The organism is Fulvivirga lutimaris (assembly GCF_009711525.1).
GTDB classification, from domain to species: domain Bacteria; phylum Bacteroidota; class Bacteroidia; order Cytophagales; family Cyclobacteriaceae; genus Fulvivirga; species Fulvivirga lutimaris.
The window spans coordinates 1-17,865 of record NZ_SMLV01000401.1; the positions used below are offsets into that span (position 1 = coordinate 1).

A 17,865-nucleotide genomic window follows, 5' to 3' on the forward strand; every position below is an offset into this window, starting at 1 on the left:
TAATAATATTGATTGCAATCGATTTCATAAAAATACCAAAATACAACAGAATGCAGAGATTTTGTATTACCCTTTTATGTGTTTTAAATACATACTTTGCGCAGGCGGAAGATGGCTATAAACTTTGGTTGAGATATGAGCCTGTCTTAAACCAGCAATTATCTTCACAATATAAGGAAATAACTAAAGCCATCTACTTTGGGGATGGCGACCCTACATTAGATGTAGCCAAAGCTGAAGTTCAAAATGGTCTACCCAAGTTACTAAGTATACCAGTTAGTATTTCAAAGGACATTAATAAGGCATCTTTAGTAATATGTACAATTGATAAATTACCAGCATCCATTAAAAATCAGCTAACTAGTAATCTTGAAGATCAACCTAATGGAAGTTACATTATAAAGACTATCGGAAAACAACTGGTAGTGGTTGCCCCAAAATCTATTGGCGTTTTGTACGGAACCTTTCACCTATTAAGGTTAATGCAATCAGATGAGTCGATTAATAACTTAAACATAATCGAATCACCAAAGATTGATCTAAGGCTTCTTAACCATTGGGATAATTTGGACAGAACTGTTGAGCGCGGATATGCAGGTTTTTCATTGTGGAATTGGCACAAGCTACCAGAGGTTATCGACCAAAGGTACATTGACTATGCTAGGGCTAATGCCTCTATAGGAATTAATGGTACTGTTTTGACCAATGTAAATGCTAATGCACTAGTACTTACAGCACCGTATATCAAAAAAACAAAAGCAATAGCGGATGCCTTCAGACCCTATGGTCTAAAAGTATACCTGACTGCCCGTTTTTCAGCCCCAATGGAAATTGGTGGTCTTGATACTGCTGACCCACTAAATAAAGATGTAGCAGCCTGGTGGGAAGAAAAAGCGAAAGAGATTTATAAAGAGATTCCGGATTTTGGTGGCTTTTTAGTAAAAGCCAACTCAGAAGGACAGCCCGGGCCACAGAACTTTGGAAGAACCCATGCCGATGGTGCGAATATGCTAGCCAAAGCCTTAAAACCATTTAATGGCGTGGTTATTTGGCGCGCTTTTGTGTACTCAGAACATGACCCTGCAGATAGAGCAAAGCAGGCATATAGCGAATTTGTTCCATTCGATGGTCAGTTTGCCGAAAATGTATTGATCCAGGTTAAAAACGGTGCAATTGATTTTCAACCGCGCGAACCATTTCACCCCATGTTTGGTGCTATGCCTCAGACACCATTAATGATGGAGTTTCAAATCACGCAAGAGTATCTTGGGTTTAGTACTCATTTGGTATTTCTACCCAAATTGTTTGAAGAAACACTACAGGCTGATACTCATAGAAAAGGACCGAATTCTACAGTAGCCAAAGTTATCGATGGATCATTACACAGCAAACGAATATCAGGTATTGCAGGTGTTTCTAATATTGGTACAAATATAAACTGGACGGGGCATCCATTTGCACAAGCCAACTGGTACGGCTTTGGCAGGTTGGCTTGGGACCCTAATATGGGTTCCAAAGAAATTGCTAAAGAGTGGTTGAAGGCTACCTTTTCAAGTGATCCAGACTTCGTAAATCCAATGTCCGAGCTCTTAATCTCATCAAGAGAAACAGTAGTAAAATACATGACTCCTCTTGGCCTCCACCACATCATGGATGCAAATCATCATTACGGCCCTGGGCCTTGGATCAAGAATATGCCACGCCCAGACTGGACTTCTGTTTATTACCACAAAGCTGACAAGGAAGGCATCGGCTTTAATAGAAGTTCAACAGGCAGTAATGCCACTGCTCAATATGCTCCTGAATTGGCTAAAGTTTTTAATGACCCGAAAGCCACTCCCTCAGAATTACTTCTATGGTTTCATCATCTTCCCTGGTCATATAAGCTTGAGAATGACCGAACACTGTGGGACAATATTGGAATTACCTATCAGGAAGGAGTTAACGAAGTAAGAGAAATGACCACAACATGGGAGCAAATGAGCCCATTTGTAGATCATGAAAGACATCAATTAGTAAAAAGTTTGTTAAGCATTCAGTTGAACGAGGCCATTTGGTGGAAGAATGCCTGTATGTCTTATTTCAAACAATTTTCGGAACTCCCTTTCCCAGCAGAAATGGAGAAACCGGACAAATCATTAGAATATTATATGTCACTAAAATTCCCATTTGCACCGGGCATTAAACCTAAATGGGATTAACAACGCGTTTTATGAAAAATCAAAAAGTAGCTCTAGTTACCGGAGGAAATTCAGGGTTGGGATTAGCCACTGCCAAAAAGTTTTGTAACGAAGGAATTATAACGTATATCATAGGAAGGTCGAAGGAAAAACTTGAAAAAGCAGCTTGTGAACTTGGCGAAAATGCAAGAATTGTTCAGTACGATCTGACGAACCTGGAAGGAATACCTGAGGTTATAAATAGCATAGTAAAAGAAAGTGGACAGATTGATATACTGGTAAACAATGCCGGAATCAATATGAAGAAACCGTTTCTTGAAGTTACTGATGAAGAATTTGCCAACATTATCAACCTGAATATCAACAGCGTTTTTTCTGTGAGTCGAGAGGTAATCAGTCATATGAAAGCGCATAAACAGGGCTCCGTTGTAAACATTAGCTCAATGGCTGCGCATTATGGGCTTCCTAAAGTTATCGCTTACGCGGCTAGTAAAACAGCTATAGAGGGGATGACCCGAGCTATGGCCGTAGAGTTGGCCGAAATTGGAGTGAGAGTAAACTGTGTTGCTCCGGGTTTTATAGAAACTCCAATGTCATCAAAAGCGCTTAATGGAGACAAAGACAGAGCCAATCGGGTAATGTCACGAACACCAATGGGCGTATTGGGCCAACCGGAAGATGTAGCTGAGGCTGTTTATTACTTATCATCAGAAGCAGCAAAGTTTGTAACAGGATCAGTACTGGCAGTTGACGGTGGAAATAGTGTAGGATTTTAATCTGTTTTATGAAGCTAAAGAAAACGATGCGATGGTTTGGGCCTCATGATACTGTAACACTGCAGCATCTGAAAAGCGCTAATCTTGATGGTATTGTAACTGCCTTGCACCAAATTCCTGTTGGGGATATCTGGACCGTAGCCGCCATTCAAGAAAGAAAAAAATTACTTGAGGAAGCAGGACTTCCATGGCTTGTGGTGGAAAGTCTGCCCGTACATGAAGAAATAAAGCAGCATCGAGGTGATTTTAAAAGGCATATAGAGCATTATAAGATCAGTATCGAGAATTTAGCCGCCTGCGGCATAAAAATTATCACTTATAATTTTATGCCCATACTTGACTGGATAAGGACAGATCATTTTCACACTAATGACAACGACACTAAGACCCTTGTATATAATCACAGTGCCTTTATATATTTTGATATAGAGGTATTAAAAAGACCTGGCGCAAAAAGTGAATATACAGAAAAGGAATTAAGTGATGCTTTGGCTTATGGCAAGGCTCTTTCTGATGAGGAAAGACAGCAGTTGAGCAGGTATATTCTAACCGCCCTTCCCGGCTCTAAAGATGACTTCACTCCACAACTTTTACTCGATCTGCTCGAAGATTATAAGCACGTTGGTAGTACAGAGTTGAGGAACAACTTGATTTACTTTTTAAAAGAAGTTATTCCAGTGGCTGAAAGGGCAGGAGTTTATATGACAATACACCCTGATGACCCTCCTTTTCCTCTTATGGGATTACCTAGAATAATGAGTACAGAGCAAGATGCCAATCAAATATTCACAGCAGTGCCTTCTGGCTCAAATGGATTGTGCTATTGTACTGGTTCCTTTGGTGCCAACGCCAGTAATGACTTACTGAAGATTCTGGACAGGTATAATGACAGAATTCACTTCGTGCACTTAAGAAATGTGACTCGATCAGGGTCAAAAGAATTTAGAGAGTCAGGGCATCTGGAAGGCAATGTACCTATGAAAGAGGTTATTGCTAAGCTCCTGAAAATTAATGAAGCGAGAAATATTTTATTGCCCATGAGGCCTGATCATGGTTTGCTTTATCCTGAAGATAATCAAACCAATTATTACCCTGGCTATTCGTTCACAGGAAGACTCAAAGGGCTTGAACAGCTCAGACAGCTTGAAGAAGAATTGATAGAATCAAATGAATAATATCTCAAAAAATAGCGTTGAATTATCTGTTCAGGGTTTACAAATCTCTTCAGCCACTTCTTATACAACTATAGTTTCGTTAGATAGAAAGAAAGAAGAATTAACTGCAGAAGAAGGGAAAGTAGCTATCAACGTTGCTGGAAAAAGTATTTTAACGATGCTGATATAGGCAAATTAATTCTTCCAATACCTGCTTGCCCATGCAATCCACGTGCTCCAGTTTGGGCCATTACTATGAGCGCCAGCATGTTGACGAAAGGCTATTTCCCCATCAATAAGTGGTGTGCCTAAAAACGGATACTCATCTGCAGCTAAACTTCTTTTTCCCAATAATTCATAGACCGGGCCGGCATGAACTCCTGCTAAAAAACTGCCTTTGGCATCTATCCAAGACCCCTCCACAAAAGGAGAGCCAGCACTGATAAACACCGGCCTTGGTGCACATAGGGCAATCAATTCATGGGCATCTATCGGCAAATCATCAACCGTTTTGGTGCTTGCATATCTAATAAAGTTTCCCGAAAACCAGTGATACTCTGCAGATGAAGCAAGATTTTCTACTTGTTCTCCCAAATTTCTTCTAAGAATTTTGGCCCCTCCCGCTCCAGACGAACCAATAAAACCTAAAGAAAAACGCGGCTCAAAAGCCATCGCTACTAATGCAGCCTTCCCATAACGTGATAGTCCCTCAATTGCCACTCTGTCAATATCTACATCCTGGTCCGTTTCAAAGTAATCTATCACCCTACTGGCTCCCCATGCCCAGGCACGTAAAGCACCCCAATCATCTGGCTTGCGATACTCTCCTTTATTTACCAATCCGATTATTCCCTGACGTAATCCAGCGCCATTATCAAGCTGAACGCTTGTCGGGTTTAAAATAGCGTAGCCCCAACCTCTTGAGATCAGTTGTTGTTTCCAATCAGGTTCGTTAGGAGAAAGCAACGAAATGGATTGCTCGGGACGAGGTCCGAATGGCCAGCGTATAAACCCAAAATGTACTACTGTTGGTACTGACTTGCTCACATGAGCTGGTGTTGCAAGCAACAATTCTATTTCCACTTTAATATTCGGATATCCAGAATTATCGACAATGCCTGAAAGTCTCTTTTCTTTGATTGGGAAGTTGCCAATGGTAGTATCCTTTACACTCGTCACTTTCCATGTGACAGCAGGAATATTTTGAGGCAAACGCCCATACATTTCACTTTCAAAAAGCTCAACAAGCTCAGGCCTGCGTTTTTCCGACCATTCTTCTGAAGACTCAACTTTACCACCATTGCTCAACGTCAAAGGATCCGGCAGGGTATACGCTCTCACATTATCTTCATCTGTATTTGCAGCATTGGGATCATTAGGATTTCCAGATGGGCCAGGTCTGTTCGATATTGAAATGCCCAACTGATCTTTCATCTGTTGGTGATCCTGTTTCGATACATTATAAATGCTGTCACGCCCAGCTTGCGAAAATTGAGCATGACCAACCAACGATGTTGCAGACAGCAAACAAATAATTAAAAATCTATTCATCATTAATCCTTTTTATGTGCCTTTGCATGTTGGCTGGCCTCCAGTAGTGTAGTCACCCAGAAATCTTTTTCGTTGGTTTTTAGATAATCAAGAAATGCCTCGTGCTTATCCAGATCGATGGTGCTTGGATGGCCTCCCCCTACTCCATGAAATAAAATCACTAACAAAGCATTTTCCTTTTTGGCCTTTTCAGCCCATTCAATCATCTGGTCGGCATTGCTATTATCCACCACATAACAATTTAGGTTAGTAAAATCCATCTCATCAATACTGTTGATATCAGCATGCACACCACGTAAAGCAACAAAGTCATCCTTTATAGCTTCAATAAAAGAGCCTTCGGAAGTCTCCTTGTCGCCACAGGTGTAAGCAAAAGTCCTTTGTCGCTTCCCATCCAGAGCCTGTAAAAAAGTGTTGGTCATGTCAACTTCTCTTACCAGCTGAGCTGTATTATAATTACTCAGATCATTTTCGGGAGTGACCCAATCTCTACTGCCATCCTTATTATCGCATGGATGGTACAAGGTATGATTACCCAATTCATGACCATTTTGAGAAGCTCTTTTCCAATCAGAGATACGATTTTTGCTACCATCCGCATTGGCTGTTAGGTAGAAACTACCTATGAAACCTTTTGCCTCCAGCGCTGGTATGGCATTGTCCAGATGAACTTCCAGTGCGTCATCATACGTGAGTACCACCGCTGCCTGTTTACCAAACCAAAGTTTATCAGATACCGGAAGTTTTGCCTCAAAAGGTGCAGCTGGCAAACCTTCTTTATTGTAAAAATTTACCGGGCTCGGATTATCTGCCCAGGCATATCGTACATAAACAGGCTGCTGAATTTTATCACTCACAAGGACTACTCTATCACCTTCAATGGCAGCATCTGCCCAAACAAATTTTCTATCGGCACCTGCCATTGCAAACCAGCGTAATGTTTCTCCATCATTGGATTTTAAACCACTACCTACATGATCAAAAGATAAGTATACTTTATCAGCTTCAATCTTTGCTGATTTATAGATCGGCCCTGAATAAACAATATTATTTTCTCCATAAGCCAATTTTTGGGCATGCAAAGCCAGCCGATCTCCTACAGGTTTTTTGTTGCCAGGATGTATGTCATTCCACTCTCCCAAATCAATAGCCACAGCCATTCCTGTGTTTTGAATCTTAGATGCTTCCAATTGTGCCTTACGCAACTCAGCCCAGCTACTTTCAGAAGGCAAATAATCTGTTTCCATGAAGTTAGGTAGTTGTACAAAAAGGAATGGAAGATCATCATTATCCCATTTAGTTCGCCAATCCTTAATTTGTGCTTTTTGTAGCGCCTCATAGGAGTAGGGTCTCCCTGCATTACTTTCGCCCTGATACCAAACAAAGCCCTTTATCTTATAATTGGTAGCCGGGGCAATCATACCATTGTAAAAACTAGCTGGTTGATGTCGCATAGAAATACCTTCTATTTGGCGCTTAACGTCCGGAAAAGCTGCTCCTACCTTATATTGCCAATAGCCTTTGAGGTCAATGGTATCCTTTTCTGTGGCTAAGTAATAAGGTTTATCAGGCACAAAGCCGCCTTTTCCGCTATAATTGGTAAGCCTAATAGTAAATGTGTTTTTACCTGGTTTGAGTACATCCGAAGGAACATCATACCTTCTTTGTGGATACTGATAGGTAGTATTTCCAACCTTTTCACCATTGATGTAAAATTCATCTGCATCAACAATACGTCCCAATTTTACCTTGGCGACAACACCTGTCATAGATGCTGGTACCTCAATTTCTTTACGAAACCAAACGACTCCATTTAGATCATCAATACCCTGATCTTCCCAATAGCCAGGAATGTTCATGCGACCCCAATGAGAAGGTTGATAATCGGATTCGTACCATTTCATTTCTTCAACCATTCCTTGATCGGCTGGCATTTGTTTGGCAGTTTCCTTCCCCACTTCAGCCGCTTTTCTATTCACCTCCTGCACATATGCTGTATCCTTATTTTGAGCAATGGTTTCAAGGCTTTCTGGGAAGTCGTTCAAGCCCTTCTCGCTGATCCAGGCTTCTATCGGAGACCCTCCAACAGTCGATTTAATGATACCAATAGGTACTTTGTACTTTTCATACAGGTTTTTAGCAAAGAAATATGCCACCACCGAAAATTCCAGAATATTCTCTGAGGTAGCCGTCCTCCATGTAATGTCAGTAAAGTCATTTTGAGGCCCAGCAAATACCGGATTCATGGGCACATTAAATTGCCTTATTTCAGTATTATTGGCCTCTTTGATTTCCTTAGCAAAACGCTCCTGATGACGCCCTAAATAATGCTCCATATTCGACTGCCCAGAGCACAGCCAAACATCACCGATCAAAATATTATCGAGCTCAATTCTATTCTTACCCTCAATGGTCATGGAGTAAGGCCCTCCTGCCTTTTGTTTGTTTAGCATCAAACTCCAATTTCCCTCTTTATCCGCCTTGGTCGAGTAGTTTTTCCTTATGAATTTTATTGAGATCTCTTCACCAGGCGAAGCCCAGCCCCAGATTTTTAATTCGGTATCGCGCTGTAATACCATGCCATCGCTTACTAGTTGGGGCAGTTTAATTTGAGAATAGCTTAAAGTACTTGTTAGTGCAAAAGCTAGTATATAAATACTACTTCTTAATTTTTTGATCATAATTTTAGCTATACTAGAATGGTACCGGTCACTTAATTATACTAACCCAATGTTGTTAGATCAAATTATCGATTAATAGTTTACGCAATCGGTTGTGTATATACTAACTTAAAATTAAATTGCAGGAATAGAAAGTATTGATTGTACTTTTTAAAATGAACCAAATCATAGGTCTAAGGCAAAAATAATTGAATCAGGACAATGCAATCGATTTAAGAAATTCCCAAAACATATTCTTCCAACAATCCATATGAATACATTGAAACCCATTATTAAAACCATAGGCATCATCGCTTTTTTTTATGTAATCAGTTCAACCGAAATCTATGCTCAGAGCGATAGTCCAATTAAAATTACCATCGACTCTGAAAAGCATGGCCCTGTGATTAACAGGCATATCTTTGGTCAGTTTGCAGAGCACTTGGGAAAAGGCATTTATGAAGGCGTTTGGGTAGGGCCTGAGTCAAGTATTCCTAACACCCGGGGCATGCGAAACGATGTAGTGGACGCATTAAAAGAACTCAAGGTTCCAAATGTGCGATGGCCAGGTGGCTGCTTCGCTGATGAATATCACTGGCGAGATGGTATTGGCACACCAGAGCAAAGGCAAACCCGAATCAATACCAATTGGGGAGGGCGTGAAGAGCCCAATACCTTCGGCACTCACGAATATTTTGATTTCCTAAATCAAATAGGTGCTGATGCGTTTATTTCCGCTAATGTGGGATCGGGAACCGTAAAAGAATCTGCAGATTGGCTGGAGTACCTTACGGCTGACAAATCAACCCTTGCTAATGAACGTGCAAAGAATGGTCACCCCGAGCCATACGAAGTGGCTTTTTGGGGAATAGGTAATGAAGTGTGGGGCTGTGGAGGCCCCTTCACAGCTGAAGAGTACCTTACTGAACTGAAAAAGTTCGCCAATTTCAGCACAAACTATAATAGTGAAGTAAACACACAGTTGGTTGCTGTAGGACCAGATGCGACTGGTTTTGGCGAATATACTGAAGTGATAATGAAGGCATGGTCCACAAAAAGCTGGGCATGGGATATCCATGCACTCTCACTACATCGCTATACTCGCAATGGCTGGCCTCCTAACCTCATAGCCACTGATTTTGACGAACAGCAATATGCTAAGGTCATTGAAGAAACACTGGGTATGGATGAGTTCATCACTACGAGTGAAGTTATTATGGACAAGTATGATCCAGAGAAGAAGATATCCATTTTAGTAGACGAGTGGGGCACCTGGTATGCACCCACTGAGGGGTCACCAGAAGGTTATCTCGAGCAACAAAATTCTCAGCGTGACGCTATTGTTGCTGCGCTAAACTTCAACATATTCGCTCGTCACGCAGACCGGGTTAGAGGAGCCAATATTGCCCAGATGGTTAATGTATTACAAGCAATGATCCTTACTGATAATGAGAAAATGTTACTGACCCCTACTTACCATGCCTTTAGGCTTTACGTACCCTTCCAGGATGCAGAGCACCTGAAAATTGACTACGAGGCCGGTACTTACAAGCAAGACAACGTGACTTTACCACGCATAGATGCTATAGCAGCCAAGGGAAAAGACGGGAAGATTCTACTGGCGGTGACCAATGTGGACCCTTCACGCAAAGCCACTATTGACTTGCAGTTAGCAGATCAAAAAATAACTAATGCCACAGGTGAAACATTATATACATCAGAAATTGATGCAATCAATACTTTCGATAGACCTGAACATGTTTCCCCTAAGAAACTCGATCTGAAAGTTTCAAAAGGAAAAATTAAGCTTACACTAGAACCACAATCCGTTACGGTTATATCAATAGATACAAAATAATTTAACTCATGAATATTTTTAATAAAATCGCTCTGACAGCTGGTATTCTGGCTATAGCCGGAACAATGTCTGCTCAGGATTGCAATAAAAAAGTAGATGATCCTCGAGGTAAAATGAAGCCCTTAGGTAAAGGAGCATGGGAAACAGGCCAATACCGAAACCTGTTTTTGGAGGCAGGCTATTCACAAGCTGAAATTGATGCTAAACTTAAAAAGGGCTATTATGATGTTTTTGAGGGACCTGACCGCGTGTATTTCGAGATAGGTGATTCTTTGGCCTATGTATCGGACATTAAGAATAAGGATGCCCGAACAGAAGGGCTTTCTTATGGACTTATGGTGGCTGTTCAATTCAACAAAAAAGAAGTTTTTGACCGTCTCTGGCGCTGGACAACAAAATATATGCAGCACCACGGTGGTGCCAGAGATGCTTATTTTGCCTGGAGCGTTAATCCTGAAAACGGGACTCAAAACTCGGAAGGCTCTGCTTCAGATGGGGAGTTGTATTTTGTAACTGCGCTGCTTTTCGCGTCCAATCAATGGGGTGATGATACAGGAATAAATTATTATGGAGAAGCACGCAGAATTCTTGATGCGATGTGGAGCAAAGATGGAACCGAAGGAGTCAGAAATGTTATAAATGTAGAACACAAGCAAATTAATTTTGTGCCTCACGATGGTGGATATGACTGGACAGATCCTTCTTATCACCTACCCGCTTTTTTCGAAATCTGGGCAGAATATGCTAAAGATGGACATGAAGATTTTTATCGCGCCTGCGCTGACACAGCACGCGTTTTTCTGCACAGGGCTACACATCCTAAGACCGGCCTGACTCCTGATTATTCTGAGTTTAATGGTGCTCCACATAGCCGAGGTCGGATGGGTGATGCCTTTAGGTACGATTCATGGCGGGTACCTATGAACATCGCCATGGATTACAGTTGGTATGCCAAGGATATTAAATGGCAACAGGGGTATGCTAACCGCATTCAAAACTTCCTATATTGCCAGGGTTTGGAGACTTATCCAGACCAATATAACATAGACGGCACAACACCAGAGTGGATACTACCTGCGGGTGGCTTTCAAAAATTGAGACATTCCCTGGGGTTGGTCTCAACTGCAGGGGCGGCTTCCCTGATGGCTACTCACCACAAAGGCTGGAAGTTTGTTGACGAGGTTTGGAATGCCAAATTGGAACCTTACGAAGACGGTTATTTTGATCCTTATTTTGACGGGTTGCTTTACTTATTTAGTTTGATGCATTTGAGTGGAAATTACCGTATTATCACTCCTGAAGGAGAGTAAAACAAATGAAAAAACCTGGCCTATTCCCAGCTGAAAATTCATATTGACTCGCTGCATTCAGTTCAATAGATTATTTGATCTGACGGCAATTTTTCAAACTACACAGCCGCGATAGTACCTGATTATTTGATTGTAGATTGAGGAGGGCCTAAGTAACTTTCCGCATCTACACCTTTTTTCTTTAATACAATCTTTTGCAAAACAAGCCCCGGATCCACCATGTAATACCTTACAGTATGTGCACCTGCTGATAAACACTTTTCTACAACGGTTTGCTTCATGATATTGTCTGTTACAGCATTGTTCCACCAGTCCGGATAGGTCCAGTCTGCGTCTATGGCATTTTCATGTAAATTTATAATTAGTTTTTCTCCATCGTCAATAGAAACCGCATAAAGCAAGCCCTCATCTTTTTGAAAATTTAGGGTAGGAGAAAACCGTGTTTCAAGACTAAATGTACCCGAATCCAGCAAGAATATTTGATATTCAAGGAAAGGGCTATTTGCTCCCGGAGTTTGCTTTGGAGCCGTAACGGGTGTTGAGGTCACTGCAGAACCTGTCTGCCCTAAATTGGGTATGACTTCCCAAGAAATATTCTTTGTTCCCTTTTTGTGCTGATAGTTAGCAGCATCAATGCTTACAATGCCATTGTTTTCTATAAATCCGTTAACCTTCTTTGAGATATTTGAGCGAAGTGGCACTTTGATTGTATAATCACGACTCGATGGACTGGAAATAACTATTTCACCTTCCTGTTCGCCTTCAGGCACCTTATCCCAGACAACACTTACATAAACCCTCTCTTCATATTGAACAGTCCCGTTTTCAGATGAGAGCTTTATCCAATCGTTTTTGGCTTCCAGCTTATAGGTAAGGTCAGCAGCCCCTTGATTGAAAATCTCAATATAATATCGCTGATCATTAATTGGGTCGAAGGGTGAAAAACTTTGACTAAACAAGCCACCTCGATTCCGAAAAGATGTGCTCACACCACTTTCCAGCGCATAACCCAGCCCTGCGGAAGATGGAACCTGGATATATGATACTTCCGGCATTTTATTGACTACGGGATCTTTCCAACTCGCATGACCCATATGGGTTTGCTTCATGATGTGATTCCACTTACCATTTGCAAATTCATTATGTAGCTTTAACAACTCATCATCTTTAAAAAAAAGGTCCTTAGTCTTATCTGCATAATAGTTAGTTGAGGCCCTGTTTTGCGTACGATACAATTTGTTTTTTGCCGCAGCCACATACATTTCATTCATGTTGGCACATGCCTCAACAGGGTATAAAACCAATTGATAATATGCGTCCTGCGCCTCTTTTAACAATTTCTCCTTTATACTTTTGGCTTTTTCCAGAAGGGAATTGTACTCTTCAACTACCCTTTCTGCCTCATCGAAATTAGTCAGACTGTAGGTATCAGTTGCCAACAATTCCGGCTTTCTACGTGCATTATATTTAGTATAGAGTGCCAGAATCTCTCCAATCTCTTTTGCATACATCTCTCCAAATTGGGTGCTTGCCCACTGGGTATAATAATCTGGAAGGTTTTTGGCAGTAATCTCTTCTGGATTCCAGGCATAATCCAGGAAAAAATTAATAGGAAGGTCCATAGGTTTTAAGTCGCCTACATTCACGAGCCAGATTTCCTTTACACCATATTCATAAGTGAGCCGCATTTGCTCCCAGGTCCTTTCTATTTGCACAGTATTAAGCCATTTATAACTTCTGGGACCTCCCACAAAATCAAAATGGTAGTACATACCATAGCCTCCTTTACGTGGTTTTGCATCTACTTCAGGAAGCACACGTACCTGTCCCCAATTGTCATCGCAGAGTAGTAAAGTAACGTCATCCGGAACACGCATCCCTTGATCATAATAGTCCTGCACTTCTTTATAAAGTGCCCAAACCTGAGGTGTTTCTTCAGCAGGTTTACCTGTAACCTCTTCAATGATTTCTCTTTGATCTTCAACAATTTTCTCAAGCAGTTCAATATTTGTTCCTTCACTCATCGCTTCATCTCCGTCTCCGCGCATGGCTAGCGTTACCACCTTTTCCTGACCCTGAGTTCGCTCCATACCTTTCTTCCAGAATTCGCGAAGTTCTTCAGCATTGGTTTCATAATTCCAAGCACCTTTACCATAACGGTTCCATTCCACATGAGCCCGCATCAACGGTTCGTGATGAGATGTACCCAACACAATCCCCATTTCATGAGCTAAGGGAGCACTTACTGAGTCATCATCCCATAGGGATTTTCCCCACATAGCAGGCCATAAGTAGTTTCCTTTCATACGCAAAATCAACTCAAACACCTTCTCATAGAATTGATGGTTAAAGTCCCCAAACTTTTCTCTTGCCCAACCAGCTAACGCGGGATCTTCATCGTTAATGAAGATGCCTCTGTATTTTACCTTTGGTTCACCTGCAGTATGTTTCCCTGACTTCACATAGATATGCTGCCGTGATTTCACTGGAGCATCTGCCCACCAATACCAGGGTGATACCCCCATTTGCCTGGAAAGCTCCAACATACCATAAATAGTACCTCTCTTATCGCTGCCTGCTATTACAAGACCATTCTCAACGCCCTTCATTGGTGATTTTACAGGGATAATTAAAAATTGCTCCCATTTTCCGTTCAGATCAGCAATATTGATTTTACCACTTTGTACCAGCTCATTTATAAGCTCACTTTTGCCCATGGTTCCGACTATAATCAGGTTATCAGTTTTGACATGATCATCAACTAATAGACTTGCTTCTTTTCCAGACACACTGCTTAGATCTTTTTGAAATAGCTTTGCAATTTTTAGTATTCCAGAGTAATCGGATCGGCTAATCAAAATATTGGCCGGCTCACTATTTACCACAAGCGGAAATGCGTCTTTTTTATTTTCAGTTGTTAGAAAAGAAGACTCCTGAAATGGTTCATTAGTTTGGACAGTTCTTACCTCTTCAAAAGTGCTATTGGACTGACTCGTTGCAGGAATAGCAAACAGCATAACCAACAAAAACACTAACATAAAATGATTGATATAAAGAAAATACAAGTTGCGCATGCCGGCAATTATTTAAATTTTAATAAGTCTATCTATTACCCGCAGTATCTAATACGGCATAGAAAGCTTTTTTGGGTTTTAAATTTCTGTCAAAAAGTAAGGTGTAATCTGTCCGACCTCTGATTGGGAAATTATTTTTCTACGCCAGGCCATCGTGCAGCCCTAGAATGTTACTCTGCTGATTTTAGCAAAATGAAAGTTTAATTGACACCACTACATTTACAATCATCTTAATATTAACCGTGTTTTGAATGCCCAATATAGAGATAATATTCAGTTTAAGAAATCGATTGTTAAAAATTGCTATTTTTGTGATGAATTATTTATAATGATTCAAATTATTGCCATTAATGAGGTATTATAGAGGTATTTATTAAAACAATTGATTGTGTAAAATAAATCTATAAAAGGTTTGAAATCACATATGATTCATCAACAAAATCTAAAGAATATGACCAAAACTTATCAACTACTAACACTGCTGGTTGGAGTCGTGATGACCCAATCTTGCCAAACCAAAAATCAGGAAGATTCTACTGACAGCAATGCTCAAATTGAACAGGTTGATTCATCAAAATCAGAACTTCAACCATTAATCACAGAATTATACACCGCAGACCCATCTGCGCATGTATTTAATGATGTCCTATATATATATCCATCTCATGATTTTGAGTCAGGAATCCCTGAGGACGATTTGGGAAGTCATTTTGACATGAAAGACTATCATGTATTTTCTATGGACAATGTAGGAGGTGCTATTAAAGACCATGGAGAGGTATTATCGGTAGAAGATGTGGCTTGGGCAGACAAACAGATGTGGGCGCCTGATGCGGCTAAAAAGGGAGATAAGTATTACCTGTACTTTCCTGCCAAGGACCCAGAGGGCATTTTCAAAATTGGTGTAGCTACAAGCGACTACCCTTACGGGCCATTTACAGCTGAGAAAGAACCAATCAAAGGCAGCTTTAGTATTGATCCAGCCGTGTTTGAAGATTCTGATAACAGCTACTACATGTATTTTGGTGGTATTTGGGGCGGTCAGCTTCAACGATGGAGTAATGGAGAATACACCGGTCAGGATACTTACCCTGCAGATTCTTTACCCGCAGTTAGTCCAAAAGTGGCTAAACTATCTGAGGACATGCTGAGCTTCGAAGAAGAGCCTAAAGATATTGTTATTCTTGGAGAGGATGGAGAACCAATTACTGTAGGAGAAAATGAAAAAAGATTTTTTGAAGCAGCATGGGTGCATAAATATAATGACCGCTACTACTTCTCTTATTCAACCGGAGACACTCACAATATAGCTTATGCCATAGGAGAATCGCCTTATGGCCCTTTTACCTATCAGGGAGTAATATTAAAGCCTGTATTAGGCTGGACCAACCATCATTCTATTGTTGAGCATAATGGCAAATGGTGGTTATTCTTTCATGACAGCTCGCTTTCAGGAGGAAAAACTCACTTGAGAAGTGTAAAAGTTACAGAGTTGAAATATAATAGTGACGGGACTATCCAAACTATTGATGCACTAGTGGAGCCTTTGTAAGGCTCCTTTTTTAATAAACGGTATCGTTTCCTGTATAGGTAAACGAATCATATCGAGCAACATTGGATGACACTTCCCCATTAGAGGAAGTGTACATTCCAAATGTAACTCCCACAAAACCTCCTGCTACTTTAGTGCTCAAGTAATGGCCATCTGCCTCCTGCAGCAAGATCCAATCTGTGTCTCCCTGACGATAATAAAACTTATAGACATCAACATCAGCCTCAATTTTCAGCTCCAAATTATCAGAATCATTAATAGGTTTTGAAGCAAGTATTTCTGAGCCTGCTTCGGTTCCCTTTTCAAGACGTATAACCGATTTGTCATCAACAACTGATTTATTTAAGTAATAATAATTATGACCATTTTGGAAAGCCACCAAACCCGCTTGCTCATTACTTGATTTCGGCTGAAACTGGAATTTTGTTTCTACTTCACATTTCAGATGTTGCTGTCTGTGCCCTATAAAACTTGGGTTAGACAGTCCCTTGATGGTTTCTGCGCGTAAGTCTAATTCTAAAAATCCACCATTGATTGAATACCATTTTTCCTTAACCGTTCTTAAAAAAAGCCAATGTAGGGCTAAAGAATCATTATCAAATGTTTCTGTGAAACAGAAATTCCCATTCAAAGGAAATAGAGTAGAATCAACATCGACACCTGTTGGCAATGGGTAAGCATAAGCTATTCCTTCCCCTCCTAAATCAAAAACAGGCCAGTCATTCTCCCATTTTACTGGTGTTATAAAAGTCTCTCTTCCAGTATTGTAATAATCGTCTCCATAGGCTCTACAGGCCAAAAAAACTCCATACCAGTCACCATTTGGATGCTGGACAATATCGGCATGACCAGCAGAGGTTATTGGGTTTTTACGGTCTGGATCAAGGTGCCTTTGTGTTAAAATTGGGTTTTTATTGTAAGGAACAAAGTCATCATTAATATTCTTAGTTCGATAAATTACCTCAGAGTGATTGATAGCAGTACCTCCCTCGGCTGTCATTAAATAGTAATACCCGTTTAACTTGTAAATACGTGGGCCCTCTGCCCAAACAGGGTTTTCAGAAATGTCAACACCTCCATTTACCAAAATTCTATTATCACTAATCACTTTTAAGTTCTCCTTATCAAACTCTACCATACGAATAGTGCGATGACCATTATACAAAGGCTCATTATCAGGAGCTTCGCTATTATAGATCAAATAAGTCTTGTCTTCATCAAAAAATAATCCCGGGTCAATTCCAGATACTTCTGGAAGCCAAACAGGGTTAGACCATGGGCCTGCAGGGTCTGTGGCTGTAACAACAAAATTTCCCTTACCATCAACTACCGTGCAGGTGACATAGTAAATGCCATTGTCATAGCTGATGTCAGGCGCAAATATGGCTCTTGAAACTCCAAAACCTTCCAAATCTAGCTGCTCAGGCCTATCGAGTACATTTCCAATCTGCCTCCAATTAACCAGATCTGTACTATGAAAAACAGGAATACCAGGGTAATAGGCAAAGGTTGAATTGACAAGGTAATAATTACCCTTATCATCTGAAGTAATACTAGGGTCCGGATACCAACCTGCCAGGATCGGGTTATTATAGGTAGAAACCTTCATTGTTACATCTTTCTCCTTTTCAGGAGTTGACGAACAACCGGAAACTATTATTACAATACAGAGCAGTCTTTTTAACATTTTAATAGCATTTTTGGAATTGTTGCTCAATCTACACAATCGATTGTTTAAATTAAATTATGT

11 protein-coding genes are annotated in these 17,865 nt (G+C 40.7%); 7 read left to right on the forward strand and 4 right to left on the reverse strand.

Annotation, left to right across the window (positions count from 1 at the left end):
• The 4 genes from E1140_RS13840 to E1140_RS13855 all read left to right on the forward strand — a co-directional run.
• Positions 1 to 2,201, forward strand: a 2,201-nt coding sequence (locus tag E1140_RS13840; protein ID WP_343034252.1) for an alpha-glucuronidase family glycosyl hydrolase, incomplete at its 5' end; no start/stop codon positions are given.
• An 11-nt stretch (positions 2,202 to 2,212) separates the two neighbouring features.
• Positions 2,213 to 2,956: an SDR family NAD(P)-dependent oxidoreductase gene (locus tag E1140_RS13845; protein ID WP_155184882.1), complete on the forward strand. Its 744-nt coding sequence runs from the start codon at positions 2,213 to 2,215 to the stop codon at positions 2,954 to 2,956.
• An 8-nt stretch (positions 2,957 to 2,964) separates the two neighbouring features.
• Complete coding sequence (gene uxuA / locus E1140_RS13850; protein ID WP_155184884.1) at positions 2,965 to 4,131, forward strand: mannonate dehydratase; 1,167 nt, start codon at positions 2,965 to 2,967, stop codon at positions 4,129 to 4,131.
• The gene (locus E1140_RS13855; protein WP_155184887.1) at positions 4,124 to 4,300 is read left to right on the forward strand and encodes a hypothetical protein; all 177 of its coding nucleotides are present in this window, start codon (positions 4,124 to 4,126) and stop codon (positions 4,298 to 4,300) included. The genes uxuA and E1140_RS13855 overlap by 8 nt, the downstream gene beginning before the upstream one ends.
• Before the next feature lie 5 nt (positions 4,301 to 4,305).
• Here E1140_RS13855 and E1140_RS13860 read toward each other — a convergent pair whose 3' ends face one another.
• Together E1140_RS13860 and E1140_RS13865 are read right to left on the reverse strand one after the other, a co-directional pair.
• Positions 4,306 to 5,661 (reverse strand): glucuronyl esterase domain-containing protein, encoded by a 1,356-nt coding sequence (locus E1140_RS13860; RefSeq protein ID WP_155184890.1) that lies wholly within the window; start codon positions 5,659 to 5,661, stop codon positions 4,306 to 4,308.
• Between the two features lie 2 nt (positions 5,662 to 5,663).
• The gene (locus tag E1140_RS13865) at positions 5,664 to 8,342 is read right to left on the reverse strand and encodes a sialate O-acetylesterase (protein ID WP_155184893.1); all 2,679 of its coding nucleotides are present in this window, start codon (positions 8,340 to 8,342) and stop codon (positions 5,664 to 5,666) included.
• A gap of 250 nt (positions 8,343 to 8,592) precedes the next feature.
• Here E1140_RS13865 and E1140_RS13870 point away from each other — a divergent pair, with 250 nt between their 5' ends.
• Both E1140_RS13870 and E1140_RS13875 read left to right on the forward strand, forming a co-directional pair.
• Positions 8,593 to 10,179: an alpha-N-arabinofuranosidase gene (locus E1140_RS13870; protein ID WP_155184896.1), complete on the forward strand. Its 1,587-nt coding sequence runs from the start codon at positions 8,593 to 8,595 to the stop codon at positions 10,177 to 10,179.
• 8 nt (positions 10,180 to 10,187) lie between these two features.
• The gene (locus tag E1140_RS13875; RefSeq protein ID WP_246202940.1) at positions 10,188 to 11,489 is read left to right on the forward strand and encodes a family 8 glycosyl hydrolase; all 1,302 of its coding nucleotides are present in this window, start codon (positions 10,188 to 10,190) and stop codon (positions 11,487 to 11,489) included.
• A 122-nt stretch (positions 11,490 to 11,611) separates the two neighbouring features.
• Here the strand turns inward: E1140_RS13875 and E1140_RS13880 are convergent, their stop codons facing one another.
• Entirely contained in the window at positions 11,612 to 14,563 is a 2,952-nt protein-coding gene (locus E1140_RS13880) for a glycosyl hydrolase 115 family protein (RefSeq protein WP_155184899.1), read from the reverse strand.
• Between the two features lie 451 nt (positions 14,564 to 15,014).
• Here E1140_RS13880 and E1140_RS13885 point away from each other — a divergent pair, with 451 nt between their 5' ends.
• Complete coding sequence (locus tag E1140_RS13885; RefSeq protein ID WP_155184902.1) at positions 15,015 to 16,115, forward strand: glycoside hydrolase family 43 protein; 1,101 nt, start codon at positions 15,015 to 15,017, stop codon at positions 16,113 to 16,115.
• A 10-nt stretch (positions 16,116 to 16,125) separates the two neighbouring features.
• On the opposite strand, the gene E1140_RS13890 is transcribed toward E1140_RS13885, so the two are convergent.
• Positions 16,126 to 17,802: a glycoside hydrolase family 43 protein gene (locus E1140_RS13890; RefSeq protein WP_246202941.1), complete on the reverse strand. Its 1,677-nt coding sequence runs from the start codon at positions 17,800 to 17,802 to the stop codon at positions 16,126 to 16,128.
• Between the last annotated feature and the right edge of the window lie 63 nt (positions 17,803 to 17,865).

Bases quoted from the DNA above. Each gene is read 5' to 3' on its own strand.
- E1140_RS13845 (WP_155184882.1), top strand. From the start codon at position 2,213: ATGAAAAATCAAAAAGTAGCTCTAGTTACCGGAGGAAATTCAGGGTTG.
- uxuA (WP_155184884.1), top strand. From the start codon at position 2,965: ATGAAGCTAAAGAAAACGATGCGATGGTTTGGGCCTCATGATACTGTA.
- E1140_RS13855 (WP_155184887.1), top strand. From the start codon at position 4,124: ATGAATAATATCTCAAAAAATAGCGTTGAATTATCTGTTCAGGGTTTA.
- E1140_RS13860 (WP_155184890.1), bottom strand. From the start codon at position 5,661: ATGAATAGATTTTTAATTATTTGTTTGCTGTCTGCAACATCGTTGGTT.
- E1140_RS13865 (WP_155184893.1), bottom strand. From the start codon at position 8,342: ATGATCAAAAAATTAAGAAGTAGTATTTATATACTAGCTTTTGCACTA.
- E1140_RS13870 (WP_155184896.1), top strand. From the start codon at position 8,593: ATGAATACATTGAAACCCATTATTAAAACCATAGGCATCATCGCTTTT.
- E1140_RS13875 (WP_246202940.1), top strand. From the start codon at position 10,188: ATGAATATTTTTAATAAAATCGCTCTGACAGCTGGTATTCTGGCTATA.
- E1140_RS13880 (WP_155184899.1), bottom strand. From the start codon at position 14,563: ATGCGCAACTTGTATTTTCTTTATATCAATCATTTTATGTTAGTGTTT.
- E1140_RS13885 (WP_155184902.1), top strand. From the start codon at position 15,015: ATGACCAAAACTTATCAACTACTAACACTGCTGGTTGGAGTCGTGATG.
- E1140_RS13890 (WP_246202941.1), bottom strand. From the start codon at position 17,802: ATGTTAAAAAGACTGCTCTGTATTGTAATAATAGTTTCCGGTTGTTCG.